This is a genomic window from Sinorhizobium sp. M4_45 (assembly GCF_002885915.1).
In the GTDB taxonomy this organism is placed as follows: Bacteria; Pseudomonadota; Alphaproteobacteria; order Rhizobiales; family Rhizobiaceae; genus Sinorhizobium; species Sinorhizobium meliloti_A.
In genome coordinates, this window is record NZ_NWVE01000001.1 from 417,136 (window position 1) to 441,590 (window position 24,455).

Sequence of the window (24,455 nt, forward strand, 5' to 3'; positions counted from 1 at the left end):
GAATGAACGGACGGACGCCTTATCCCGTGGACTGCGACGGTCTTAGATTTTCCTTCGAGTACTTCCCTCCGAAGAACGACGAGATGGAGGCGCAACTCTTTCAGACCGTCACGGCTCTCTCCGTCTTCGCGCCCGCCTTCGTCACCGTGACCTACGGTGCCGGCGGGTCGACCAAGGCGCGCTCCCTGACGACGGTCAAGCGGATGATCGGGGAGATGGAGATCGGGAATACGGCCGCGCATCTCACTTGCGTCGGCGCGCCGAAGGCGGAGGTGGACGCGGTCATCGACGAGTTCGTCGCCTGCGGCGTGCGCCATTTCGTCGCGTTGAGGGGTGATCCGCAAGGCGGTATCGGCAGCGTCTACGAGCCTTTTCCGGGCGGCTACGAAAATGCCGCCGCCCTCGTCGAGGCCCTGCGGGCGCGCGGCGATTTCGAGATCTCCGTCTCCGCCTATCCGGAAAAGCATCCGGAGAGCCCCGACGTCGCTGCCGACATAGACATGCTGAAGCGCAAGGTCGACAATGGCGCAACGCGCGCGCTTACGCAGTTCTTCTTCGACAATGACGACTTCGAGCGCTATCTGGAACGCGTAAGGAGCGCGGGCATCGCGATCCCGATCGTACCCGGGATACTGCCGATCAATAATCTCATCCAGGTGCAGAAATTTGCCGGTCTTTGCGGCGCCAGAGTTCCGGAGTCGATCGTTTCGCGGCTGGGTCCTCTTGACGATCAGCCGGAAGGGCGTTTCCGGGAGGCGGCCCATATCGCGGCCGAACAGATCACCGATCTCGTCCGGCGCGGCGTCAGCGATTTCCACCTCTACACGATGAACCGCCCGCAGCTCATCACTGCCGTTTGCGAACTGATGGGCTATGATCCGGAACTCGCGCCGGCTCAGCCGGCAGACACGGAACGCCCGGTCCGGGCCGTCGCGAGGGCATGACGGCCGACCTCGGATAAACAGCACCATAGCGAAAGCCCATGAATGCCGCAGCATTCATGGGCTTTCTGATTGTTGCAGCCTGTCGAACTATTGCGCCTGAGCGGCGGTGAGACCTTGCTGCAAAATGGATTTTCCGGAAATTAAAGTCCCCGTTTCGGCTGGACTGTCAGTGGCCCTGAATCACACGAAAAGCATTACGGCCACGAATGCGAACGCTGCACTGATCATAAGGACGTTCAACGAGTGTGTAAGTCCCATAAGCTGATCCTCCCTGCGTTGACGGGTAAAACATAGGGCGAAAAAACGGCATGTGAAAGCGAAACTTGTGCTGCACTGCGAAATTCCCTATCTCCGATTTTTTCATGAATGCATGTAATATGTTGAAAACAATCAACTATTTAGAATGCCACATTTTATTCACAATTCCTGCCAGGAGGTTAATGTAAACATCTGTAACGCTGCGTGAGTGTGTGAAAAAGTCGGTGAATCAGTCTACCGGCGCCCGCCGGGCGGATCGTGGCGCGCGGAACGGTCACCGTCCGACGGAATATCCGAGCTTCAGGACGCGCCCATCCAGGATCGCCAGGCCGACGGCGATGAGCAGCATGCCCCCGATATCCGTCGCCTGCAGTATTTCTCCCAGGAAGAGATAGCCAAGCAGGATGGCGCTTGGCGGGACGAGCAGCGTTACCAGCGAGGTGTTGGTGGCGCCCGCTTCGGCCATGATGCGGAAGAACAGGATATAGGCATAGGCGGTCGAGACGAGCGCCAGTCCGAGGATCGCGAGCACGGTCGTGAGCGGCGGCATGGGCAGGGTCCATGGCATGTCGACGAGGACCGCGACCGGCAGCATGATGAGCGTCGATGCCGTCAATTGCCCGGCGGCCGTCACCGGCGCGGCCAGATTGCGGAAGCGTTTGCCGTAAGAAGCGGAAAAGCCGTAGCTGACTGCCGCCAGGACCGGCAGGACCAGCGCCCAGAGCGGCACGTCGCCGGCAGCGCCGAAGAGGCCGGCAAGCGCACTCGGCCCTATGAGCACGACGGTACCGGCAAGCCCAAGCAGGCAACCGCTGAACTTCGCGGTGCTCAGCTTTTCATCCTCGGTCGCGACATTCGCTATGAGCACCGTCCAGACCGGCGTCGTGGCGTTGAGGATTGCAGCGAGACCGGCGCCGATATGCGTCTGGCCGAGAAAGATGAACGCATGCGGAATGGCGTTGTTGATGAGCCCCATGAGCAAGAACTCGCGCCAGCGCCCGGCGAGCGCCGGATATATGCCGTGTCGGCCGCGAAGATAGAGATGCAGGGCGAGGGCAGCGAGGCCGAGACGCAAAAGCACGAGCGTGAAAGGCGGCACATGGGCAACGGCCACCCGGGCGAAGAAGAAGGAACCGCCCCAGATGAGACCGAGCAGCCCGAGCAGTGCCCAGAGGCGCATGGTCATGTGGGTGCTGATGGAATTTGCGGGTGAAGCCATATCTTGCCTGCGCAGCAGCTGCCGCATCGGCCCGAAATCGGACGATTTCGGAAAGCACGATGCGTCGACCGAATAAGTTGGAGCGCACTTCGTGCGCCCATCCGGAACGACCGCGCTCTAAGCCGGAATAGGAGCCCGACAATTCAGAATTGTGCAAGCAGTATTGCGGCGAAGCGGGTGTCGCCACCCGCTTCTTGCGTCCTGCCAAAGGTTAAAGCGCCTCCAGCAGGCCCGGTGTTGCCCAGCCGTCGGCGGGAAGGCCGAGCTTCAACTGCTCCTTCTGCAGTGCGGCCCGCGTGCCCGAGCCGAGAATGCCGTCGATCTTGCCGACGTCATGACCAAGCGCCTGCAATCTGGTCTGCAGGGCTTTCATCTCGGCGTCGCCGAGCCCCGGTTCCGGATTGCCCTGCTGATAGGGAGGCGCACCGGCAAGCCGGGTCGCGAAATAGGCGGCGGAGGTCGTGTAGATGAAGGACTGATTCCACTCGAGATAGATCTTGAAGTTCGGGTAGGTCAGGAAAGCGGCGCCTTTGCGGCCCTGAGGGAGAACCAGCGAGGCTTCAAGCCCGCTGTTGGAGGTGTTGCCGTCACGCGGCGTGACACCGAGTGCGAACCAATCGCCGGCGGTCATGCCGGACTGCAGGCCCGTCTTCTCCCAAGGCAGTTGCTCCGGGACGCGGACCTCCTGAATCCACGGCTCCCCAGGCTTGAAGCCCAGGCTCTGGATGAATTTCGCCGCCGTCAGAATGGCATCCGGAGAACTCTTCTTGAGATTGACATGGCCGTCGCCGTCGCCGTCGACGCCATAGGCGATGATGTCCTCAGGCAGCATCTGTACCTGGCCGATCTCGCCCGCCCATGCGCCGGTTGTCGTCGCGGGATCGAGATCGCCGTGCTGTACCATCTCGATTGCGGCGAGAAGCTGCGGCCGGAACATTTCCGGCCGGCGGCAGTCATGCGCCAGCGTCACCAGCGCGTTGCGCGTATTGAAATCGCCCTGCACGGCGCCGAAGTCGGTTTCCATCGCCCAGAACGCGGTGATCACGGGCGCCGGTATGCCGAATTCCTGCTCGGCCCGGTCAAAGACGTCGGCATATTCCCGCATTTTCTGCGCACCGATGTCGAGGCGCGACTTGCTGACGGTTCGCTTCGAAAATTCGGTGAAGGTCCGCTTGAACACGCCCTGGGTGCGGTCGCGGCTGAGCACCTTCTGGTCGATCGCGGCGCCTGCGAGCGCCCGATCGGCGACGTCTGCGGGAATGCCCTTGGCGACCGCTTCTGCCTTGACGCCCTCCAGAAAGGAGCCGAGGTCGCCGCCGCACGCGGCGGCTGGGTTTCCCGACTGAGCCGGAGCTTGCGCCAGGGCCGGCGTGCCGGCGATGGCAAGAAATCCGAGGGAGAGAAGGGCTTTGCGCGCTGTGCCTGTCATTACAATTCCTTTCCGTGGCCGGCCGCACGGAATGCCGCCGGGCCCGAAGTCTGTCGAGAATGAAATCTATCGATGCTCTCTCAGAGCATTATGACCGAATGAAGAAAAATGCGGACCATGCCGCCCCGTCCTCTGGTCTATCTTGCCTGCGAGACGGTCGCGACCCACTTCTGCCAGTTCCTGGCGGAACCGGCGAAGGCGTTGATGTCCGTGCTGCCCTGAATGCCGGGGATCACGCCGGTGCTGGTATATTGCCAAAAGGCCCAGCGGCGTTCGACGTAGATGTCCTTAGGGTGCTTGGCTACCGAGCGCACCCAGAAATGATAGTCGTTGAAGGCGCCGACCAGATTGTCGCGGTGAAAATCGACGGACGTGTAGATGATCGGCCGTTTGCCGTAATGGGCCTCGAGCCGGTCCATGAACCGCTTCATTTCGGACCGCACGGTGTCCGGCGCCGGCCGGTAGCGGCAGGTCTTCGATTCGCCGTTCCATTCGACATCCAGGACGGGCGGCAGGTGGACGGCGCTCTTCGGCACGTTGGCAATGAACCAGTCGGCCTGGGCGTCGGCGGTGGAGCAGAAATAATAGAAATGATAGGGCGCGTAGGCGAGGCCGACGGCGCGCGCCTGCTGCCAATATTCGTGGAAGCGCGAGTCCAGCCGGTCCTTGCCTTCGGTTGCCTTGATGAACGCGAAGGACACGCCGGAATTCTTGACCTTTCGCCAATCGATGTCGCCGTTCCACTTGGAGACGTCGATTCCGTGAACGCTGTGATGGTGCGGCGTGCTGCCGCCGAAATCCTGCGGATCGGTATCGTGGAAGCGCGGCTGAATGGAGGCCGTCTTGACGAGGTCGTAATCTGTGGAGGTACAGGAAGAGAGAATGGAGGCGATGGGCAGCAATGCCAGGAGAAGCCGGCGCATGGGGGTTCCGTTTCGAGACGAACGACGATCCTGCCTCACGCGATGGTTTCCATGATTGGTGATGTCCCCCAGGGAGGCGTGACCTCCTTTTCACCATATCATCGTAAAAATTGCGTTAGCTCAAGTGTGAATTGCAGCCGAATGCTTTCCGCCATCGTCCGCTACGGTGCCGCGCGACGATAGACGGCGAGCCAGGCATAGCCTCGTCCGAGCGATCTGACCTCGAGCGCCGCTCCGTTTCTCTCGGCCCTTGTGCGCATCGCGTCGAAAAGCAATTCGCGCGGCGTGACGTGGAAACGTCCGAGCCAGGCCTGGAGGAGGCGGCGGAAGCCGGCCGGCCAACCCTCCTGCTGGCCGAAATCGACGATATGCAGCGAACCGCCCGGCTTGAGCGCGGCAATCGCGGCATCGACCGCCTTTTCCCATTCGGGAACCATGGAAAGCGCGTAGGAGATGACGATCCGGTCGAAGCCTTCCTGATCGAAGGAGGCGGCAGTGAAGTTCGTCGCGTCGGCGACCCGCAACACTGCGTCCGGCCGATTTTTGCGCCGGAGCTTGGCTTTGGCGGTCGCCAGCATCTCGGCCGAGATATCGAGGCCGAAGAGGCGCGCACCGGGGTAGAGTTCCCCGAGCACGGCGAGATTGCGGCCCGTGCCGCAACCGACTTCCAGCACGGATGCACCCGGCGGCGGGTTCAATTCACGGATCAGCGTGTCCCGGCCGAAGAGATAGTATTTGCGAGTGAAATCATAGATGTACCGCTGATAGCGATACATGCGGTCCATGAGGTGAGCCTGGCCTTCATTCGCAGTCTGCACGGCGCTCATGCTTTCTTCCGATAGATGTGGAAGCCGCCATAGATCGCGGACCGATCCTGGGCGCCGAGCCTCATCGAGGTCTCGGCATCGTAGTGCCACTGATCGAGGAGCGTGGTGGAGAGGCGCCCCGGCAGGATGCTCGCTTCCGCCGCCGTGCGGAAGATCACCGCCGCGCCGGCGTCGGCGGTGCGGGTGATCTCCGTCCAGAGGTCGTTCAGCTGCTGGTCGGTCATCCAGTCCTGTGCGTCGAGGAGCACGTAGCGGTCAACGGAGGCGGCGGGCTTGCCGGCGAGAAGCTCGGTGAAGCTCGCATGGTGGATCTCGACGCGCTCCGCATTGTTGCGAATCGCTTCGTATCGCGATGCCTGAAGATAAGGCGGCAACTCGCCCTCGTCCGGCCGCGGGTAGCGCCGCGCAAAGGCCTGCCAGGCGAAGTAGTTATCGCGCAAGGGGAAATGACAGGTCAGCTTTTCCAGGCGATTGCGCAGCACCGCGGCGACGGATTTCTCCCTGCTCAGGCTCGCGAGTTCGTCGAACTGCTGCGGCGGGATGCCGAGGCCGAAAAGGGAGCTCTTGCGGCTGGTGATCCACCGGATGACCGGACGCTCGAAGAGCGGAGCGAGCTTGTCTTCGAAGAACTGCCGCTGCTCGCGCATGGAGCGCGCCTTCGCGAAATCTTCAGGATTGACGCCATGCAGCCGTGCGAGAACATGGCTCGCGGCAATGAAGCGGCCGAGCAGGCCGGTACGGTAGATGTTGCGCCGGAAGACGCCGATGCGCCGGCGGCCGGTGAGATCCCGGCCGTTCCAATAGGCGCGGGTTGCCGGATCGAGCTTGGGAGCGAGGAACACGTCGTAAGCCTGGCCATTCGTGCGCGTACCCTCGACGGCGAGGAACCGCACCACGTCCTTGTGGCTCGGCAGGTGGCGAAAGGCCGAAAGCTTCAGCCGGTTGAGCGCGATGTGATGGGGATTGAGATCGACCACGTCTATTCGGGCAGGCGCGGCCGAGAGGTAGGTCAGCATGTTGCAGCCGCCGGAACCGATCGTCACGATCCGATGTCCGGGGCGGATCTGCATCGCTTCCATGTCGACAATCGGGTCCTCCCAGATCTGCGGATAGACGAGTCCGGAAAAGAGCAGACCGAACAGGCGTTCGGAGAGACCGGCGGGGGAGAGAGCTTTATGCTGCAGGAGTGCGCTTTTCAGTTTCGGATTCTTCTTGCCGAAGCCGGCATCCGGGGCGAAGTCGGTCATCTTGCCTATCGTCCAGTTGAAACTGAGCTGCTTCTAAGGTGACTCGGCTACACTTTGATGACGAGGTTTCGCACAGGGGCTCGCAGGGATTCGGGTATTGCCCCTCATCCGCGTGCCGACAGCATTTCCCCGCAAGCGGGGCGAAGGAGGCTCGCTGCGCCTCTGCTGACGGATACAAGACGCAATGGTCATGTACACTGGTCAGGCGGGCGAAAGCGCAGTAGCACTTATGCGAAGAGCGGGAGGGCGAGAATGAAGGGTCTTTTGAAGACGCTTGGAGGACCGGTGGCGGCCGCGCTCGCGGGCCTCGTCGGTTGGCTGGCGCTGTTTCCGCCTGAACTCCTCAAGGTGGGGGATGGCTATGCCGCCAAGATCGTCTGCTCCAACGTGTTCCTCGCGGGGCGCGATCCGCAGGAAGTGCTGGCGCAGGACGTGCAGGCGCCTGGCCACCCGCTGCTGAAGCTCGTGCGCGTTTCGGTCGATCAGGAAGAGCAGAGCGTGACGGCGCGTATCCTGGGCTTTGCCGCACCAGGCCGCGCCGTCTACCGTCCGGGCCACGGTTGCGCCAATGTGAGCGGAGGCAGCGCCGAGGCCATTGCAGGGATGCGCGCGACCGAGTCGGCAACGACGCCTCTCGCCCACGATCCCGGCGCCGACTGGCCGGACGGGGACAAGCCGGACATCGACACGGCCATTCAAATGCTCGTCGAAGATCCGGCACTGGCAGGCCCGGGCATGCGCGCAATCGTGGTCGTCAGGGATGGCAGGCTGGTCGCGGAAACCTATGCGGCAGGCTTCGACCGGAACACGCCCCTGCTCGGCTGGTCTATGACGAAGTCCGTGACCGCGGCGATCATCGGCCGGCGCATTGCCGAAGGGCGGATGGATCTGACCCAGACCAATCTGGTGACCGAATGGAACGGCGACGAGCGGGCTCGCATCAAGCTGACCGATCTTCTCGCGATGCAGAGCGGGCTCGATTTCAACGAGGATTACGGCGACGTCACGGACGTGACGCGCATGCTCTATCTGGAAAGCGACATGGCCGGCTTCGTCGCCTCGAAGCCTCTGGAGGCCCCTCCGGGCACGAAATTCGCCTATTCGAGCGGCACGAGCAATCTTCTGTCCCGACTCTGGATGGAGACATTCGACGACCCGGCTGAAGCGCTTTCCTATCCGCGCGAGGCGCTCTTCGCTCCTCTCGGGATGACGAGCGCTGTGATGGAGACGGATGCAAGCGGAACCTTCGTCGGCTCTTCCTACATGTATGCGTCGGCGCCGGACTGGGCGCGCTTCGCCGAGTTTCTGCTTCAGGACGGAAGCTGGAAGGGGAGGCGGCTCCTGCCGGAAGGTTACGTATCCTTCATGCGCACGCCGACTGCGGCTTCCGGCGGCGATTACGGGGCCGGCCAGGTCTGGCTCCAGGAAAACGGTATCCGCGCCGGAACGGCGAATTTCCCGCCCGATACGTTCTGGATGCTTGGACATGACGGGCAGGCGATCATGATCGTCCCCTCGCTTCGCCTCGCGGTCGTCCGCCTGGGGCTGACACCGTCGCGCCTCGGCTACGACGTGCAGAAGCTGAATGCGAGGATAATCGACGCGCTCGATTGAGCGATGTCCGGCAGACAGGCCAGCCGCTCGTCGCGGCTTACCTCATATTCAGCTCGTCGAGCATGCCCTTGCGCTTGGCATGGTAATAATAGCCGCTGGCATAGAGCCTTACCGCGCCGTCGTGCTGGTTGTCGGCAACCATCCACGCTCCGCGCAGATACTTGGTCGCGTATTTGAGGTTGGTTTCCGCGTCGAAGAGCCCTTCGGCCGGGCCCTCATAGCCGAGACCCTTGGCCGTGTTATAGCGGATCTGCATCAACCCGAAATTGCCTTTGCTGTAGGCGCGGGGGTTGTAGTTGCTCTCGCGCCTGACCACCCGGTGCACCAGCTCGAGCGGCAGACCGTTCAGTTCGGCATAATATTTGATCAGCCTGTCAAGCTCCGGCCGCGAGCTGGTCGGTGCTTTTCCGGACTTCAGCGAATCGGGGATGACGCTTGCGACCGCGCCGATTGCGGTGTCGAACACGCCCGTCTTCGGGCGCTCCGTCGGAACGATCATGCGCTTGGCGACAAGCGTTTCCAGACCGACCGGCTCGCCGGTGTCGAAATCCGATTCCCACGAGGCGGCAACTCCGATAAGCGGGGCGGACTGATGTCCGGCGCCTTTCTCGGGGACCGGCGGCGCGGCTGCCGGGGAGGTGCCTGCCGAGGCGGGTGTCGCCATCGCTACTTCAAAGGGCTGCGCGGGTTTGGCCGCCGGCACGGCAACCGACTGGGGAGCCGCGAAAGCGAGAGTCGTGTCTGTCGCGGGCCCCGTCTTCGTTTCGCCAGCGAAATCAGTTCCTGTGCTGCTTGCCGGCACCGCCGACGAGGTTTGTGCGGTCAATGCGGCCGAGGTGCTCGCCGTTGCGCCGATCGGCGCAGGCAGTGCGTAAGCCGTCGTCTCCGTTCCCGGCTTCGGCAGTGGCGTGACCGTCTGCACGGCCGTTAACTCCGCAAGCGACGTATGCTCGACCGTGGAACACCCGGAAGCAACAGCGACGGAAACAAGGGACACGGCGGCAAGTGCCCGCTTCGAAAGGGGAATACGGAATTTCGCCATGCTGTCACTTTCGTGCTTCTGGGCCCCGTAGCCCCTGCAAATCAGCGGTTGCCACCCCGCCGCGCTTGAATCTCCATTAACCTATGCCGCCGGTTGCGGCAAGCGCGTGAGAGCATTTCAGAGACTGCTCATGTCAGGTCGTGGCGCGCTTCAGGCCCGCCGTCAGCAGGCCGGCGCCGATGAGCAGCGAACCACCGAGGCGATTGACGATGCGCCGGACATTCGGCTTGCGGATGGTGCTTCCGGCCGCGGCAGCAAGCCAGGCATAAAGCGCCGCGTTGATCGTGGCGAGTATCAGGAATGTCGTCTCGAAGATCGCCATCTGCGCGAAAAGCGGCCGCGACAGATCGAGGAACTGGGGCAGGAAGGCGACGAAGAAGAGAATGCTCTTCGGGTTGAGTGCGGTCACCGCATAGGTGTGAACGAAGATCCGCAGCGGCCTTTCTGCAGGACTCGTTTCAAGGGTGCTCCCGCTGTCGTTGCCGACCGGCGCCTTCCAGAGCTTGATGCCGAGCCAGACGAGATAGGCGGCGCCGACCCACTTCAGCACGGTGAAAATCGCCGCCGAGGTTGCAAGCAGAGCGCCGAGGCCGAGCATCGACGCCGTCATTGCGGTGAAATCGCCAAGAGCCACACCAGCCACGGTCGCCCCCGCGATCTTGCGGCCGTGGCCGAGCGCATAGGATATGACGAGAAGGATCGTGGGGCCGGGAATCGCAAGCAGCACCGCAGATGCGGCGGCGAAGGCGAACCAGTGTTCGAAGGACATGAGGGGGCTCCGCGGTTGAATGGCTGCTGAAGAGGAGGGAGCCATGCCGGCGCGCAGCCGTCAACTCCTCTCGAGCCGAAAGCCTCCGGTGAGAAGCGGCTCGCCGTTTCAGAAAACAGCGAACCGCTCCTCGTCCTTCATCAGTCGGCCACCTGCCATTTCTGACCGACGACATCCATGACCTCGCCGAACCATTTCGCGGACGTGTCGAAATGCTTTCCGCCCTTGATGCGCGGGAACTCGATCGTGCGCAGCCGCCCGCCCTGGTCCTCGTCGTGACCCGTCACGCCGGAGACCTTGTTGAGCGCGCTCTCGACCGCCAGATCGACCATGCTCTGGATGAGGCGCAGATCGTCGACATTGGCGGGGGCGGAGCGGGCATAGTAGCCGGACTTCTGCACCATGGACCGCTCGGCGCCGAGGAGCGCCGCAAACTGCTTGGAGAACCAGTTGCCGACGTTGATCGTATCGATCTTCACGTGGCCGAACGCGTCGCGCTTGACCGTCTCGCCGGCGGCCTCCCGCTCGGCGACGATGGCGTCGAGGCAGGCGCCTTCGCTCACGAACAGCGTGACGAACCCGGCGCGATCCATGACTTCGCGCAGGCGCTCGGCTTCCGCTTCCAGATCGAACGCCATCTCGGGAAGGTAGAGGCCGTCGATGTTCTTCAGCTGTGCGTTCATCATGAAGCCGTCGACATATTCCTTGTTGCCGGCCAGCTGGATATAGGCGCGCGCGGTTGCCGCGGTCAGCCAGCCGCAGTGGCGGCCCATGACTTCATGGACGACGAGGGTGCGCGGCGCAGCGCTCTGTTCGTTGCTGACATGGTCGAAGAAGCGTGCGCCGTATTCGGCCGCCGTCCAGGCGCCGAGTGTCTGGCGGATGGGCACCACGTCGTTGTCGACCGTCTTCGGCAGCCCCACGACCGTCAGATCGTAGCCGTTGGCTCCGAGATAGGCTGCGAGATCGGCCGCGGTGGTGTTGGTATCGTCGCCGCCGATCGTGTGCAGGATGCTGATGCCGTCGGAGGCGAGCCTCTCGGCCGCGACGCGCAGCGGATTCTCCCCTTCCTTGACGAGACCGCGCTTCACGCAGTCGGCGGTGTTGGTGAGCTTTACGCGGCTGTTGCCGATCGGCGATCCGCCGTGGCGGTGGAGCACATGCGCCTTCTCGCGCATGGCCGGGGTGATTTCGATCCGGTCGGCGAGAAGCAGGCCCTGATAGCCGGAACGGTAGGCCACGAGCTCATAGTCCGGCGCGATGTCCGTGTAGCGTTCGATCAGGCCGCCGACAGCGGATGAGAGGCAGGGCGCGAGCCCGCCTGCCGTCAACATTGCGACTTTCTTCTTGGCCATGGGGTCCTCCTGGGGATTTCGGCATCAAGCGATCGCTCGTGAGATCAACCGCATTCTAAATCCTTGCCTTAGATCAAAGATAGCGGTGGTCTAACCCAAATCCGATGGAAATTAAATGACAGGGTTGTGGATCACGAGAACCGGGAACCGGCCGCGCGGTTGCAGCGTTGCGCCTGAAGGTCGCACGGCACCGTCCAGGAATTCGATTGAGATTTGTGACGATATGAATTATTGAGGGGCCATCACAAATTCGTCATCCATGATGGTTGACGCGGCTCTGCCGCTTGCAAATCGCCACCGCATCAGATCATGCTCGCGCGGTGGACAGGGAACAATCGCACTCATGTCATTTTGGGACAGCCTCCTCAAAATCGTCACGACCACTGGTAACGCCCTTACGGGAGTGGTCGAGGCGGTCCGGACGCTCTTCGAAGGAGATCCGGAAACCCGGCGAAAGGTCGCCTTTTCGGTCGCCATGATCGCCCTTTCGGCGAAAATGGCGAAGGCCGACGGCATCGTGAACGAGGCCGAGGTGAGCGCCTTTCGCGACATCTTCAAGTTTCCCGCGGACCAGGCGAGGAACGTCGCCAGGCTTTACAATCTCGCCCGCCAGGACGTTGCCGGCTACGAGGCCTATGCGGAGAAAATGGCTTCGCTCTGCTCCTCTTGCGAGAGGAATTGCCCGATTCTCGAAGACATCGTCGACGGCCTGTTCCATATCGCCAAATCCGACGGGGCGGTGCACGAGAAGGAGCTTACGTTCCTGAGGCGTGTGGCTGAGATATTCAGGATGGACGACGAGCATTTCGGGCGCATCATGGCGCGCCACGTTCATGGCGACGACCGCGATCCCTATCAGGTTCTCGGCGTTTCGCCGAAGGATGACTTTTCCGCGATTCGCAAGCGCTATCGCGTTCTCGTTTCCGAGAACCACCCGGACATGCTCGTGGCGCGCGGCGTGCCGGAAGAGTTCCACGCGATCGCCAACGATCGCATGGCCGTGCTCAACGCGGCCTACGAGGCGATCGAACGAGAGCGCCGCGCCGCATGACATCCGAGACCTGCGACTTCCCCGGCGCTCACCTCGTGCCCTCGCCCAATCATGGCGAGCGCGCCGGCGGGCGCAGGCCGGATATGATCATCCTTCACTACACCGGCATGGAGACGGCGGCGTCCGCGCTCGACTGGCTCTGTCGCGAGGAAAGCCAGGTTTCCTGTCACTATTTCATAGACGAGGAGGGGCAAATCGCCCAGCTGGTGCCGGAAGAACGCAGGGCCTGGCACGCGGGCAAGGGCGTCTGGAAGGGCGAAACGGATATCAATTCGTGCTCCATCGGGATCGAGATTGCCAATGCCGGTCACCCGGGCGGCCTCCCGGATTTCCCTGAAGCGCAGATCGAGGCGGTCGCCGAATTGTGTCTGGACTGTGGCGAACGCTGGCAAATCACCCCGGAGAGGGTGCTCGCGCATAGCGATATCGCGCCGATTCGCAAGGTAGATCCTGGAGAAAATTTTCCTTGGGATGTGCTGTTTCGTCGCGGGGTCGGACACTGGGTTGAACCGGCCTCCGTGAGGGGCGGTCGCTTCTTCCAGCGCGGCGACCGGGGCCAGCCCGTGGAAGCACTCCAGTCCATGCTTTGGCTTTATGGTTACGGAATTGAAATCACAGGGGATTTCTGCGCGAAGACCGAAGGGGTGGTCGCTGCGTTCCAGCGCCATTTCCGACAATCTCGAGTGGACGGCATCGCCGACGTTTCCACCATCGATACGCTGCATCGTCTGCTTTCGACATTGCCGATTCCGGCCGCCTGAAAAGCGATTTTTGTCCGCCCTAAATTAGCGTCTGATTGATTTTTGCGCACGATTTTCTCGTGCTGCCACATGTTTACCATGATGCGCCGGTCATTTCCGTTGCATCAACTGCAGGGGATGTGGCGCCGGGCGCGGCACTCTTGTCAATGAAAACGATCGGGAAATTCGATCGTCGCGGTGGGGTGCGCCGCGCGATCGGTTCCCCAGACCGGAGACTTCAAACTAAATGAGAATAGCGTCTGTTGCTGCGGTGGCGGCATGCCTTGGCATGTTCTTCGCCGGGATTGGTACGTCGTATGCAGGGGGCATCGACAAGACCGTCAAGACTTCTGCAATTCCGTCGGTAAGCAGAACGACGGGTTATCCGAAACCCGACCTGACTTTGCCGCGCGGATCCCAATACACGATCCTCATCCAGTCCTATGCTAAGCAATACGGCATTCCCGCCGACCTCGCTCACGCGATCGTCGAGGTCGAGAGCAACTTCAATGCCAAGGCTCGCGGAAGCGCCGGCGAAGTCGGCCTGATGCAAATCAAGCCGGCCACGGCCCGGATGATGGGCTATACCGGTTCGATCAAAGACCTCTACGAGCCTGAGACCAATATCAAATTCGGGATGAAGTACCTGGCGAAGGCGCAGGAGCTTTCGGACGGGACGACCTGCGGCACCATCCTCAAATACAATGCCGGCCATGGCGCTAAGCGAATGAACCCCGTTTCGAAGCGCTACTGCGGTAAAGTCAAGAACATCCTGGATTGGTTGTGATCTACCGCATGTGACGCTGTAAGACATACGCCGGATGGGTATTGCGTTCCGGCATATTGTTGATTGTCCGAAGGAATTCGGTGCGGAAGACTGAACGGCGTGCTATCTCGGTCGCGAAGCGAACATCGGGGAAGGGCATGTCGGAGAGCGTTGATTTCGTTATCATTGGCAAGGGGATGATGGGCGCCGCAGCGGCGCGTCACCTTGCGAGGGCGGGCGCCGGTGTCGCGCTTATCGGCCCCGATGAGCCGGAGGACTGGGCGAGCCACGGCGGCGTTTTCGCCAGTCACTACGACAATGCCCGCATCACCCGTACGATCGACGACGACCCGGTCTGGGCGCGTCTGGCCCGGCGCTCGATCGATCGGTATCCGGAAATCGCACAGGAAAGCGGCGTCGACTTCTATTTTCCCGTCGGCTGTCTGATCGCGGCTCCAGCTCCCGGCGGCGCGTTCGACTATCTCGAGAATGTCGAGCGTGCCCGCGACAGGCTGGGCGTCGAGGCACCGCTGATCCTTGGCGACGACCTTGCCGGGCGGTTTCCCTGGTTCCGCTTCCCGCAAGGCTATGCCGGCGTTCATGAGGCAAACGGTGCAGGCTACATAAATCCTCGTTCGCTCGTCCGTGCGCAAACGATCGCGGCCGAAAAATCGGGTGCACGGGTGATCCGCTCGGAGGTGATCTCGGTCGAAGACGGTCCGGATCACGTGGTGGTCGGCACGATCGACGGCCACCTGGTACGGGCCGGCCGCGTCCTGGTCGCCGCGGGCGGCTTCTCGCTTTCGCAGGCGCTTCTTCCGCGGCCGCTCGACCTTGCGGTAAAGGCGCGCACCGTGCTTTTTGCGGAGGTGGGCGCGGATGATCTTTCCTTCTATGAAGGCATGCCGTCGCTGATCGGAGTCGCGCCGGAGCAGGAGAGAAGCTATTACCTGTTGCCGCCGGTTGCCTATGCCGATGGCAAACACTACGTAAAGATCGGCGGCGATCCGACCGATCGGATCCTTGCGAGCGAGCCGGCGATCAGGGACTGGTTCCGAAGCGGTGCAAACGCGGATGCGGCCGAACACATGCGCGGACTGCTCGCCGAGACGATCCCCGGCTTGAGACCCGCTTCGACGCATTATTCGCCCTGCGTCACGGCGTTCACGCGACACGGCTATCCTTATATCGGTTTCGTGAGCGACCGCATTGCCGTGCTCACAGGCGGCAACGGCCAGGCTGCCAAGAGCTCCGACGAGATCGGCAGGCTTGGCGCGGTGCTGGTGGCGGACGGCCGGCTCGAGGCGGACGGGTACGAAACGGACTTCGCGGTCGCGTATCGCTAAGTAACCGCCGGACCGCGCGGCCGTGCCGATTTCTCTGGCGCTTGCCGTCCCGGTCGTTTAATGAGCCTCTGCCAGTTGGCCGGGCAGCCGCGCCTCGCAAGTGCCGAAAGGCCGCGGGGCGAGGAAAGTCCGGGCTCCACGGAAACACGGTGCCGGATAACGTCCGGCGGGGGCGACCCCAGGGAAAGTGCCACAGAAAGCAGACCGCTCCGCTTGCGGAGTAAGGGTGAAAGGGTGGGGTAAGAGCCCACCGCGGACATGGCGACATGGACGGCACGGCAAACCCCACCGGGAGCAAGACCGAATAGGGACGACACGGGCGCGCAAGCGCCCAGCCGGTTTCCAGGCGCGTCGTCCGGGTGGGTTGCACGAGGCTGCGCGCAAGCGCAGCCCCAGATGAATGGCTGCCACGTTTCGTCTCTCCGGAGGCGGAGCCATACAGAACCCGGCTTACAGGCCAACTGGCTTTTTTCTTTGCAGCTTTCGCCACTGCGGCAAAGCACGTCTCCTCAATTCCCTGACTCAGCGAATCACGCCTGCGAGGCTCGCCGCACCTCACGGACGCGGCTCGCTTTTGCGCGCGATTCCAAGGCATTAGGGTTTGGATCGTAACCCTTTGTTAAACTTAACAACCTATCAATATTTGATCATCCGCAAGGCTGGTTACGAGCTTCTCCCATTGACGCCCATATGGTCCCATGTTATCCCATAATGGTACTGCGCAAGGGCCGTGCAATGGCCCTCCATCGCGAAATTCGAGGCTTCCGTCGATGGGAAGATCAGGCGGGCACGCACGTGCCCGGCGGGGGATCCATGCGCGGTGGTGCGAGTGTATGTGCGGGCCGATGATCGTGGCCCGTCAATCGGAGGCGGCCGTTTCGCGTCATGAACCGCTTCTTGTCACATGTTACGAACCGGATCGATGCCAAAGGGCGGGTCTCCGTCCCTTCGGCCTTTCGCGCCGTGCTTTTGGAGGCAGGCGTGCGGGAGTTATACTGTTTTCAGGACTTCGTCTTTCCGGCGATCAGCGTCGGCGGGCCGGAGCTTCTGGACCGGTTCGAGAAGCAGATGGCCGCCGAGGATCCGTTTTCGGATGCGGCCAACGAGATGTCGCTCCTTGTTCATGGGGGCGGGGTCTATGTGAAGCTCGACCCGGAGGGCCGGCTGATGGTGACGGATTTCATCCGCGACTTCACCGGCATCTCGAACGACGTGACCTTCGTCGGGCGGGGCGATCATTTTCAGCTCTGGGATCCGCAGGCGTTTGCGAGGGCGCAGGCGGAGGCCAGAGAAGGGCGCAAGCAACGGGGGCTGCGTTCACAATAGAATGGAGAGGCGGGATGGTGACGGATCAAGGCGGCGGAACTTCTGATGCCGACGGCGGACCGGTTCGTCACATTCCCGTCCTCCTGAAGGAAGTTCTCGCGGCTCTGGATCCCGCTCCCGGCAAGATCGTTCTCGACGGCACTTTCGGCGCCGGCGGCTACGCATCCGCCATTCTCGATGCCGGTGCCGACGTCATCGCGCTCGACCGCGATCCGACGGCGATCGCCGCGGGGCAGGCCATGATGCACGCGAGTGGCGGGCGGCTGAAGCTCGTTCATTCCCGTTTTTCCGATCTGGCCGAGCATGCGCCGGCACAAGGGCTCGACGGCGTCGTGCTCGATATCGGCGTCTCTTCCATGCAGATCGACGAGGCGGAGCGTGGCTTCTCCTTTCAGAAGAAGGGGCCGCTCGACATGCGCATGTCGGCCGCCGGCGTCTCCGCCGCCGATGTCGTCAATCGAGCGAAGGTGTCGGACCTCATCCGCATCTTCGGCTTCCTCGGAGAGGAAAAGCAGGCGGGGCGGATTGCGCGCGCCATCGAAAAGCGCCGCGCCGAGACGCCGTTCGAGACCACCCGCGATCTCGCAAATCTCATCGAGACGGTTACGCCGCGCAAGGCCAAGGACAAGATTCACCCCGCAACGCGTGTCTTCCAGGCGTTGCGCATCTTCGTCAATGACGAGCTGGGCGAGCTCGCCCATGCCCTGTTTGCGGCCGAACGGGCTCTGAAACCTGGCGGCCGGCTCGTCGTCGTTACCTTTCATTCGCTCGAGGATCGAATCGTAAAGACGTTCTTCCAGGATCGGTCCGGCAAGGCGGGCGGCTCCCGCCATCTGCCGCTGGTGACGGCGCGCGCCGCAACCTTCACGCCAGTCGGCAAGCCTATGGTCGCGGCAAGCGAGGAGGAGGCGTCCCGCAATCCTCGTGCCCGGTCCGCGAAGCTGAGAGCGGGTGTCCGCACCGAGGCTCCGTCGCCGGGCGCCGATCTTTCGATTTTCAATCTGCCGGAACTGGCGAGCCTTGCAAGGCTGGGGGGCTAGAAGACGATGCTCAGAACGCTCGATATTGTCCTGATCGTCATCATGACGGCGGCCGCGACGGTCACCTACACGATCAAGCATAAGGCCGAGAACAAGCTCGAAGAGGTGCGCAGGCTCGACGCAGCGATAAAGCTCGAAGAGGACACGATCGATCTGCTCAAGGCCGACTGGGCGCTTCTGACCCAGCCGAACCGGCTGGAGAGACTGGTGACCGTCTTTGCAGCCGATCTGCAACTCGCGCCGACCCCCTCGACGCAGCTGGCGCGGCCGGAGGAGCTGCCGATGCTGAGGGCTGATCTGCCTCCATCCGAAGAGGATAAGAAGGCCAGGGAGCAGGCGGCCGACAATATCGCCGCCGTCATCGAGGCCGACAATATCGCAACAGGTTCGGTGGCGCGCTGATGTCGTTTCTCTCTCGTATCATGGTGCTGAAGAGCAAGGCGCATTTTTCGGCGGGCGGCAATAACCGCCCCGCCGACAGCGGGCTCAACGTCACTTTCGAAGGAACGCGCAAGAAGAGCGCAAGCCGGGCGAAAAGCCGGGTCGCGATCATCATCGCCAGTTTCGGCCTCGTCTACGCGGCGATCGGAGGACGCCTCGTCCAATATGGTCTCGCGCAGCCGGAAACGGTCTCCTCGATCGGCCGCGCCGATAGTCTCATGGCCTCGCGGCCGGATATTCTCGACCGCAACGGCGAGGTTCTCGCAACCGATATCCGTACCGTCTCGCTCTATGCGGAGCCGCACAAGATCGTCGATGCCGACGAGGCGGTGGAGCGATTGGCGACGGTGCTTCCTGATCTCAACGCGCGCGAAATCTACAACAAGCTCAAGTCGAATTCGCGCTTTCAATGGCTGCGCCGGCAACTGACGCCGAAGCAGCAGAGCGAAATCCTCGCGCTCGGCATTCCCGGCATCGGCTTCCGCCCGGAGAAACGGCGCTTCTATCCGGGAGGGCCGACTGCCGCCCACATCCTCGGTCACGTCAACATCGACAACCGCGGCGTCGCCGGTATGGAGCGTTACATAGACGAGCAGGGTCTCGCCGATCTTGCGGCGATCGGAATGACCAGCGATGCCAAGCTCGAACCGGTCAGGCTTTCGATCGACGTGCGCGTGCAGAATATCGTGCGCGACGTCATCGACGCAGGCATGAAGAACTACCAGGCGATTGCCGCCGGTGCCGTCGTCCTCGACGTCCATACCGGCGAAGTGCTGGCCATGGCCTCCGTGCCGGATTACGACCCGAACAGGCCCGCGGAAGGCGCCGAAGAGGGCTGGATGAACCGCATGTCGAACGGCACGTTCGAGATGGGCTCCACCTTCAAGACCTTCACCATCGCCATGGGTCTCGATTCCGGCAAGGTGACGCTCAACGACAGTTTCGATGCGACCGCACCGATCCGCATCGGCGGATTCACGATCAAGGACTTCCACGGCAAGCGCCGCGTACTGACGGTGCCGGAAATCTTCCAGTATTCCTCGAATATCGGTACCGCCAAGATCGCCGACCTGATCGGCATTCCGGGCCACAAGGAGTTCCTCACGCGGATAGGCCTGCTGACGAGGCTTCCGACCGAACTGCCGGAAGTGAAGGCGCCAAGCCAGCCGCGCGAGTGGAAGAAGATCAACTCGATCACGATCTCCTTCGGCCACGGCGTTTCGACGACGCCGCTGCAGACGGCGGTCGCAGGTGCCGCGCTGGTCAATGGCGGCAAACTCATCCCGCCGACCTTCCTGCCGCGCAGCGAGGAAAAAGCGAGCGAACTCGCGAGCGCAGTGGTCAAGAAGAGTACCAGTGAAGACATGCGCTATCTGCTTCGCTGGAACGGCATCGCGGGTTCGGGCAAGCGGGCGCTCGTTCCGGGTTTCAATGTCGGCGGCAAGACCGGCACGGCCGACAAGGTCGTCAACGGCCGCTATGCCAGCGACCTGAACTTCAATGCCTTCCTTGCGGCGTTTCCGATCGACGATCCCAAATACATGGTGCTGACCTTCATCGACGCGCCCAAGACCGGCGAAGGCGGGGGACGCACGGCCGGTTCGAATGCCGCCCCGATGGTGCGCGACATCATCAGCCGCTCCGCTCCGCTGCTCGGCGTGGAGCCGAAGTTCGGACAAGACGGTTCTGCCTTGCTTGTGTCTTATTGACCGTGAAATGAAAGGCGGAGGATTCGCGATTCCGCTGCATGGCTCCGTGAACCGGAGTCGATTCAAGGACCATACCATGCTGCATTCAAAATGTTACGGCGACCTTTGCGCGTCTGAGAAGACGCACGGCGCTGTTGGATCATATCGATGTGAGACGTGCAGTTCATGAAGATCACGGACCTGGCGGGATCGAATTTCCCGGAACTTTCGGCGCAGCTGAAGGGCGACGCCGCGACCATCGAGATCGGCGGCATCACGGCCGATAGCCGGCAGGTCAGGCCCGGCGACCTCTTCGTCGCCGTTGCCGGATCGAAGGCGGACGGGGCCGCTTACATAGCGGATGCGCTGTCTCGCGGAGCCTCGGCGGTCGTCGCCGGAAAAGGTGCCCAGGCGGAAGCGGGTGCGCCCGTCTTTGCGATCTCCGAACCGCGCAGGTTCCTGGCAAAGGCGGCATCCAGCTTCTACGAGCGCCAGCCGGAGACGATGGTGGCGGTCACGGGCACGGCGGGAAAGACGTCCGTTGCCTCCTTCACCCGGCAGATCTGGGCGCATAGCGGCTTCTCGGCGGCGATGATCGGCACCACGGGAGTGGTGGCGCCCGGCCGCACCGAATACGGCTCGCTGACGACCCCCGACCCGGTATCCCTGCACAAGCTGCTTGCGGAACTTGCCGATGAGGGCGTGACCCATGCGGCAATGGAGGCTTCGAGCCACGGTCTGGACCAGTGCCGGCTGGACGGGGTCAACCTCGCAGCCGCCGCCTTTACCAATCTCGGTCGCGATCACATGGATTACCATCCGACGGTCGAACACTACATGGCCTCCAAGATGCGCCTCTTCGGGGCGCTCCTGCCGAAAGGTTCGCCGGCGGTGATCTTCGCGGACGACCAATGGTCCGCCGAGGCGATCGCTGCCGCTCGCAAGGCCGGCCACGATGTGCGCACCGTCGGGCGCAACGGCGATTTCATTGCGCTGAAGCGCGTCGAGCATTTCCGCCACAAGCAGTCGGCGGAGGTGCATGTCGGTGACGACATCTACGAAATTCACGTGCCGCTCGCCGGTGATTTCCAGATCGCCAACGCGCTCGTCGCCGCGGGGCTCGCAATGTCCACCGGGATCACCGCAAAGGCGGCATTCTCGGCGCTGGAGAGGCTGCAGGGCGCTTCGGGGCGGCTGGAGCTCGTCGGACAGACGAAGGACGGCGCACTCGCCTATGTGGACTACGCCCACAAGCCGGACGCACTCGCAAACGTGCTGGAGTCCGTGCGTCCCTTTACCACCGGCCGGGTCGTGGTGGTTTTCGGATGCGGCGGCGACCGGGACAAGGGCAAGCGCCCGATCATGGGAGAGATTGCCAGCCGCCTCGCCGATGTCGTGATCGTCACCGACGACAATCCGCGCTCGGAAGTACCGGAAGTGATCCGTGCCGAGATCATGGCTGCGGCCAAGGGGGCTACGGAAATCGGCGATCGCGCCGAGGCGATCCGTGCGGCCGTCGGCATGCTGAAGACCGGCGATACGCTGATCGTTGCCGGAAAGGGGCATGAAGAGGGGCAGACGATCGGTTCGGTGACGCTGCCTTTTTCCGACCACGCGGAGGTCCGCAAGGCACTGGGAGGTCTTTGATTTGAACTGGCTCTGGACAAGCAGCGATCTTCTGGCCGCCATGAACGGCCGCCCGGTCGGGAACCTGCCCGAAGGGATCACCGGCATTTCGATCGACAGCCGCACGATCGGCGATGGCGAGGCCTTTTTCGCGATCAGAGGCGATCGCGTCGACGGCCACGACTATGCCGGGATCGCGCTTGCAAACGGAGCCGCGCTCCTGGTCGTCAGCGAAGCGAAACTCCCGGCGCTGGGGCGCCTGACCGCCCCGATGATCGTCGTCGACGACGTGCTGGAGGCGATGATCCGGCTCGGTTGCGCCGCCCGCGACCGCAGCGCGGCGAAAATCATCGCCGTCACGGGATCGGTGGGCAAGACCACCACGAAGGAGATGCTGAGGCACGTGCTGTCGCCCCTCGGCCGGGTGCACGCCTCCGTGGCGTCCTTCAACAATCACTGGGGCGTGCCGCTGACGCTTGCGCGCATGCCGGAGACGACCGATTTCGGGGTCTTCGAGATCGGAATGAACCATGCGGGCGAAATTCTGCCGCTGACACGGATGGTCCGCCCGCATGTCGCGGTGGTGACCAGCATTGCCGCCGCCCATCTGGGCAATTTCACGAGCCTGGACGAGATTGCGGCCGCCAAGGCCGAGATCTTCGAAGGCGTGGTCAACGGCGGCCATGCGGTCATCAATCGGGACAGCGCGCAATACGAGTTCCTCGAAAGGGCGGCTGCGGCGGCGGGGGTCAGCCATGTCCATTCCTTCGGCGCAAATCCGAGATCGGAGTTCCGTCTGGCCGAGTTTGCCGGAGGAGCGGAAAGCTCGGTGCTCTGGGCCGCCGTGGGAGGCAGAACGCTTGAGATAGCGATCGGGGCACCCGGGCGCCATATTGCCGAGAACGCCTTGGCGGCGATCGCCGCGGCGACGCTGGCAGGCGCGGATACCGATCGCGTCGTCGCGTCGTTTGCGACGATGCAGCCGGAAAAGGGCCGGGGGCTGCGGCATCACCTGAGGATCGGCGCCGGGCACCTCACCGTGATCGACGAAAGCTACAACGCCAATCCCGCCTCGATGCGGGCGGCGATCTCGCTTCTGCGCGATGCAGAGCCGTCAGCCGGCGGGCGACGCATTGCCGTTCTCGGCGACATGCTGGAAATGGGCGAGCATTCGGCGGTGGTTCATGCGGCGCTTGCGAGACCCATTATCGAGGCGGGTATTGCCGATGTCTGGCTGGCCGGGCCCGAGATGGCCCATCTGCGCGACGCCCTGCCGCCGGAGGTATCCGTCGTCCATCGGGACCGGGTGGATGATCTCACGGGCTACGCGCTCGGAGCTGTCGCGGCCGGCGACGTCGTGATGGTCAAGTCTTCGAAGGGCACCGGTTGCGCAAAGATCGTCCAGGCGCTTCTCGATGCCTATCCGCAGGAGACGGCCGGAGCAGGGGAAGTATAGGGACGTTGCCATCGCTGCATGTTTCCTCGAACCGGAACCGGTCTGCGGAAGAACATGCGGCTACTGAAAGCGCTGCGGCGGCTCTTGTGCACCCGAAAGGGTGCGCGGCGCCGCAGTGCTGGTGGATACGGCCTTCGGCCAGGGGAAATGGCCTAACATAGTCGAACGCAAGCGGGTATCTTCTGGCAGATGATTCTGTTGGACGATGTCCAATTATAAACTTCCGGGGGAAAGGTCCCTTATGCTGATCTGGCTTGTGGAACTGGCGGACCACTTTCAATTCTTCAATCTCTTTCGCTACATCACCTTCCGTACGGGGGCGGCTCTCTTCACCTCTGCCTTGATCGTGTTCCTGTTCGGCCCCGCCATGATCGCATCGTTGCGCATCCGCCAGGGCAAGGGCCAGCCGATCCGTGCGGACGGCCCCCAGACGCACTTCAAGAAGGCAGGGACCCCGACCATGGGCGGGTTGATGATCCTGACCGGCATCGTGGTGTCGTCGCTGCTCTGGGCCGATCTATCCAGCATCTATGTCGTATCGACGCTTCTGGTGACGCTCGGGTTCGGCGCTATAGGCTTCTACGACGACTATCTGAAGGTGACGAAGCAGTCGGAAAAGGGCTTCTCCGGCAAGGCACGGCTCGGCATCGAGTTCGTGATCGCCGCCGTTGCCGTCTTCTTCATGATGCAGGCGGCGCTTTCCGCGGGGGCGGCGGGTTCCACCTTCGGCTCGTCGGTGACCTTTCCCTTCTTCAAGGACCTGATGCTCAATCTCGGATATTTCTTCGTGCTGTTCGGCGGGTTCGTCATCGTCGGCGCGGGAAATTCCGTAAACCTGACCGACGGTCTCGACGGGCTCGCGATCGTTCCCGTCATGATCGCGTCGGCCGCATTTGGGCTGATCGCCTATCTTGCCGGTAACGCCGTCTTCGCCAATTACCTGCAGATCCATTTCGTGCCCGGCACCGGCGAACTCGCGGTGATCCTCGGTGCCGTGATCGGCGCGGGCCTCGGCTTCCTGTGGTTCAACGCACCGCCTGCTGCGATTTTCATGGGCGATACGGGTTCGCTTGCGCTCGGCGGCCTGATCGGCACCGTGGCCGTCGCGACCAAGCACGAGATCGTCATGGTCATCATCGGCGGGCTCTTCGTCATCGAGACGCTGTCGGTCATCATTCAGGTCTTCTGGTTCAAGCGCACCGGGCATCGCGTCTTCCTGATGGCGCCGATCCACCATCACTTCGAGAAGAAAGGCTGGACGGAAAGCCAGGTGGTGATCCGTTTCTGGATCATCGCAGTAATCCTCGCAATGGTCGGCCTCTCGACGCTGAAGCTGCGGTGAGCCGCG

General features: G+C 62.7%; 21 protein-coding genes and 1 other RNA gene. 14 read left to right on the plus strand and 8 right to left on the minus strand.

Features of this window, described 5'->3' with window-relative positions:
* Positions 1-2: 2 nt before the first annotated feature.
* Positions 3-944, plus strand: coding sequence for a methylenetetrahydrofolate reductase [NAD(P)H] (metF, locus tag CN933_RS01995; RefSeq protein ID WP_018095478.1), 942 nt, complete (start codon positions 3-5; stop codon positions 942-944).
* A 532-nt stretch (positions 945-1,476) separates the two neighbouring features.
* Here the strand turns inward: metF and CN933_RS02000 are convergent.
* The 5 genes from CN933_RS02000 to CN933_RS02020 form a co-directional block, all read right to left on the minus strand.
* The gene (locus CN933_RS02000) at positions 1,477-2,421 is read right to left on the minus strand and encodes a DMT family transporter (RefSeq protein ID WP_026168648.1); all 945 of its coding nucleotides are present in this window, start codon (positions 2,419-2,421) and stop codon (positions 1,477-1,479) included.
* A gap of 211 nt (positions 2,422-2,632) precedes the next feature.
* Complete coding sequence (locus CN933_RS02005) at positions 2,633-3,850, minus strand: lytic murein transglycosylase (RefSeq protein ID WP_018095476.1); 1,218 nt, start codon at positions 3,848-3,850, stop codon at positions 2,633-2,635.
* A gap of 137 nt (positions 3,851-3,987) precedes the next feature.
* On the minus strand, positions 3,988-4,773 hold the full coding sequence (locus CN933_RS02010; protein WP_018095475.1) for a glycoside hydrolase family 25 protein: 786 nt from the start codon (positions 4,771-4,773) through the stop codon (positions 3,988-3,990).
* Between the two features lie 161 nt (positions 4,774-4,934).
* A complete protein-coding gene (locus tag CN933_RS02015; RefSeq protein WP_018095474.1) occupies positions 4,935-5,600 on the minus strand; it encodes a class I SAM-dependent methyltransferase in 666 nt (221 codons plus the stop codon).
* Complete coding sequence (locus CN933_RS02020; RefSeq protein WP_018095473.1) at positions 5,597-6,847, minus strand: BtaA family protein; 1,251 nt, start codon at positions 6,845-6,847, stop codon at positions 5,597-5,599. Before CN933_RS02020 ends, CN933_RS02015 begins: the two co-directional genes overlap by 4 nt.
* 252 nt (positions 6,848-7,099) lie before the next feature.
* Between CN933_RS02020 and CN933_RS02025 the strand changes: the two genes are divergently transcribed.
* A complete protein-coding gene (locus CN933_RS02025) occupies positions 7,100-8,461 on the plus strand; it encodes a serine hydrolase domain-containing protein (protein ID WP_102761208.1) in 1,362 nt (453 codons plus the stop codon).
* A gap of 37 nt (positions 8,462-8,498) precedes the next feature.
* Here CN933_RS02025 and CN933_RS02030 read toward each other — a convergent pair whose 3' ends face one another.
* The 3 genes from CN933_RS02030 to CN933_RS02040 form a co-directional block, all read right to left on the minus strand.
* On the minus strand, positions 8,499-9,503 hold the full coding sequence (locus CN933_RS02030) for a lytic transglycosylase domain-containing protein (protein WP_018095471.1): 1,005 nt from the start codon (positions 9,501-9,503) through the stop codon (positions 8,499-8,501).
* Positions 9,504-9,636: 133 nt separating this feature from the next.
* On the minus strand, positions 9,637-10,272 hold the full coding sequence (locus CN933_RS02035) for a LysE family translocator (protein WP_018095470.1): 636 nt from the start codon (positions 10,270-10,272) through the stop codon (positions 9,637-9,639).
* A gap of 140 nt (positions 10,273-10,412) precedes the next feature.
* The gene (locus tag CN933_RS02040; protein WP_018095469.1) at positions 10,413-11,627 is read right to left on the minus strand and encodes a pyrophosphate--fructose-6-phosphate 1-phosphotransferase; all 1,215 of its coding nucleotides are present in this window, start codon (positions 11,625-11,627) and stop codon (positions 10,413-10,415) included.
* Between the two features lie 343 nt (positions 11,628-11,970).
* On the opposite strand from CN933_RS02040, the gene CN933_RS02045 reads away from it, so the two are divergent.
* From CN933_RS02045 to mraY, 12 genes are all read left to right on the plus strand, one after another.
* Positions 11,971-12,678 (plus strand): J domain-containing protein, encoded by a 708-nt coding sequence (locus CN933_RS02045; RefSeq protein ID WP_018095468.1) that lies wholly within the window; start codon positions 11,971-11,973, stop codon positions 12,676-12,678.
* Positions 12,675-13,439, plus strand: a complete 765-nt coding sequence (locus CN933_RS02050; RefSeq protein ID WP_018095467.1) for an N-acetylmuramoyl-L-alanine amidase — start codon at positions 12,675-12,677, stop codon at positions 13,437-13,439. Before CN933_RS02045 ends, CN933_RS02050 begins: the two co-directional genes overlap by 4 nt.
* A 226-nt stretch (positions 13,440-13,665) precedes the next feature.
* Entirely contained in the window at positions 13,666-14,205 is a 540-nt protein-coding gene (locus CN933_RS02055; protein WP_018095466.1) for a lytic transglycosylase domain-containing protein, read from the plus strand.
* 137 nt (positions 14,206-14,342) lie between these two features.
* Positions 14,343-15,530, plus strand: coding sequence for an NAD(P)/FAD-dependent oxidoreductase (locus tag CN933_RS02060; protein ID WP_102761209.1), 1,188 nt, complete (start codon positions 14,343-14,345; stop codon positions 15,528-15,530).
* 71 nt (positions 15,531-15,601) lie between these two features.
* Positions 15,602-15,999, plus strand: an RNA gene (rnpB, locus tag CN933_RS02065) — RNase P RNA component class A.
* A 416-nt stretch (positions 16,000-16,415) separates the two neighbouring features.
* The gene (mraZ, locus tag CN933_RS02070; protein ID WP_018095464.1) at positions 16,416-16,856 is read left to right on the plus strand and encodes a division/cell wall cluster transcriptional repressor MraZ; all 441 of its coding nucleotides are present in this window, start codon (positions 16,416-16,418) and stop codon (positions 16,854-16,856) included.
* Positions 16,857-16,870: 14 nt separating this feature from the next.
* Entirely contained in the window at positions 16,871-17,896 is a 1,026-nt protein-coding gene (rsmH, locus tag CN933_RS02075; protein ID WP_018095463.1) for a 16S rRNA (cytosine(1402)-N(4))-methyltransferase RsmH, read from the plus strand.
* Positions 17,897-17,902: 6 nt separating this feature from the next.
* The gene (gene ftsL / locus CN933_RS02080; RefSeq protein ID WP_102761210.1) at positions 17,903-18,298 is read left to right on the plus strand and encodes a cell division protein FtsL; all 396 of its coding nucleotides are present in this window, start codon (positions 17,903-17,905) and stop codon (positions 18,296-18,298) included.
* Positions 18,298-20,046: a peptidoglycan D,D-transpeptidase FtsI family protein gene (locus CN933_RS02085; protein WP_018095461.1), complete on the plus strand. Its 1,749-nt coding sequence runs from the start codon at positions 18,298-18,300 to the stop codon at positions 20,044-20,046. The genes ftsL and CN933_RS02085 overlap by 1 nt, the downstream gene beginning before the upstream one ends.
* 165 nt (positions 20,047-20,211) lie before the next feature.
* Positions 20,212-21,672, plus strand: a complete 1,461-nt coding sequence (locus CN933_RS02090; protein ID WP_018095460.1) for a UDP-N-acetylmuramoyl-L-alanyl-D-glutamate--2,6-diaminopimelate ligase — start codon at positions 20,212-20,214, stop codon at positions 21,670-21,672.
* Between the two features lies 1 nt (position 21,673).
* Entirely contained in the window at positions 21,674-23,107 is a 1,434-nt protein-coding gene (locus tag CN933_RS02095; RefSeq protein ID WP_018095459.1) for a UDP-N-acetylmuramoylalanyl-D-glutamyl-2,6-diaminopimelate--D-alanyl-D-alanine ligase, read from the plus strand.
* 241 nt (positions 23,108-23,348) lie between these two features.
* Positions 23,349-24,449, plus strand: coding sequence for a phospho-N-acetylmuramoyl-pentapeptide-transferase (gene mraY, locus CN933_RS02100; protein WP_018095458.1), 1,101 nt, complete (start codon positions 23,349-23,351; stop codon positions 24,447-24,449).
* The last annotated feature ends 6 nt before the right edge of the window (positions 24,450-24,455 follow it).

Excerpts from the sequence above, each read along its gene's own strand:
- metF (WP_018095478.1), top strand. The coding sequence starts at position 3 with ATGAACGGACGGACGCCTTATCCCGTGGACTGCGACGGTCTTAGATTT.
- CN933_RS02000 (WP_026168648.1), bottom strand. The coding sequence starts at position 2,421 with ATGGCTTCACCCGCAAATTCCATCAGCACCCACATGACCATGCGCCTC.
- CN933_RS02005 (WP_018095476.1), bottom strand. The coding sequence starts at position 3,850 with ATGACAGGCACAGCGCGCAAAGCCCTTCTCTCCCTCGGATTTCTTGCC.
- CN933_RS02010 (WP_018095475.1), bottom strand. The coding sequence starts at position 4,773 with ATGCGCCGGCTTCTCCTGGCATTGCTGCCCATCGCCTCCATTCTCTCT.
- CN933_RS02015 (WP_018095474.1), bottom strand. The coding sequence starts at position 5,600 with ATGAGCGCCGTGCAGACTGCGAATGAAGGCCAGGCTCACCTCATGGAC.
- CN933_RS02020 (WP_018095473.1), bottom strand. The coding sequence starts at position 6,847 with ATGACCGACTTCGCCCCGGATGCCGGCTTCGGCAAGAAGAATCCGAAA.
- CN933_RS02025 (WP_102761208.1), top strand. The coding sequence starts at position 7,100 with ATGAAGGGTCTTTTGAAGACGCTTGGAGGACCGGTGGCGGCCGCGCTC.
- CN933_RS02030 (WP_018095471.1), bottom strand. The coding sequence starts at position 9,503 with ATGGCGAAATTCCGTATTCCCCTTTCGAAGCGGGCACTTGCCGCCGTG.
- CN933_RS02035 (WP_018095470.1), bottom strand. The coding sequence starts at position 10,272 with ATGTCCTTCGAACACTGGTTCGCCTTCGCCGCCGCATCTGCGGTGCTG.
- CN933_RS02040 (WP_018095469.1), bottom strand. The coding sequence starts at position 11,627 with ATGGCCAAGAAGAAAGTCGCAATGTTGACGGCAGGCGGGCTCGCGCCC.
- CN933_RS02045 (WP_018095468.1), top strand. The coding sequence starts at position 11,971 with ATGTCATTTTGGGACAGCCTCCTCAAAATCGTCACGACCACTGGTAAC.
- CN933_RS02050 (WP_018095467.1), top strand. The coding sequence starts at position 12,675 with ATGACATCCGAGACCTGCGACTTCCCCGGCGCTCACCTCGTGCCCTCG.
- CN933_RS02055 (WP_018095466.1), top strand. The coding sequence starts at position 13,666 with ATGAGAATAGCGTCTGTTGCTGCGGTGGCGGCATGCCTTGGCATGTTC.
- CN933_RS02060 (WP_102761209.1), top strand. The coding sequence starts at position 14,343 with ATGTCGGAGAGCGTTGATTTCGTTATCATTGGCAAGGGGATGATGGGC.
- mraZ (WP_018095464.1), top strand. The coding sequence starts at position 16,416 with ATGAACCGCTTCTTGTCACATGTTACGAACCGGATCGATGCCAAAGGG.
- rsmH (WP_018095463.1), top strand. The coding sequence starts at position 16,871 with ATGGTGACGGATCAAGGCGGCGGAACTTCTGATGCCGACGGCGGACCG.
- ftsL (WP_102761210.1), top strand. The coding sequence starts at position 17,903 with ATGCTCAGAACGCTCGATATTGTCCTGATCGTCATCATGACGGCGGCC.
- CN933_RS02085 (WP_018095461.1), top strand. The coding sequence starts at position 18,298 with ATGTCGTTTCTCTCTCGTATCATGGTGCTGAAGAGCAAGGCGCATTTT.
- CN933_RS02090 (WP_018095460.1), top strand. The coding sequence starts at position 20,212 with ATGAAGATCACGGACCTGGCGGGATCGAATTTCCCGGAACTTTCGGCG.
- mraY (WP_018095458.1), top strand. The coding sequence starts at position 23,349 with ATGCTGATCTGGCTTGTGGAACTGGCGGACCACTTTCAATTCTTCAAT.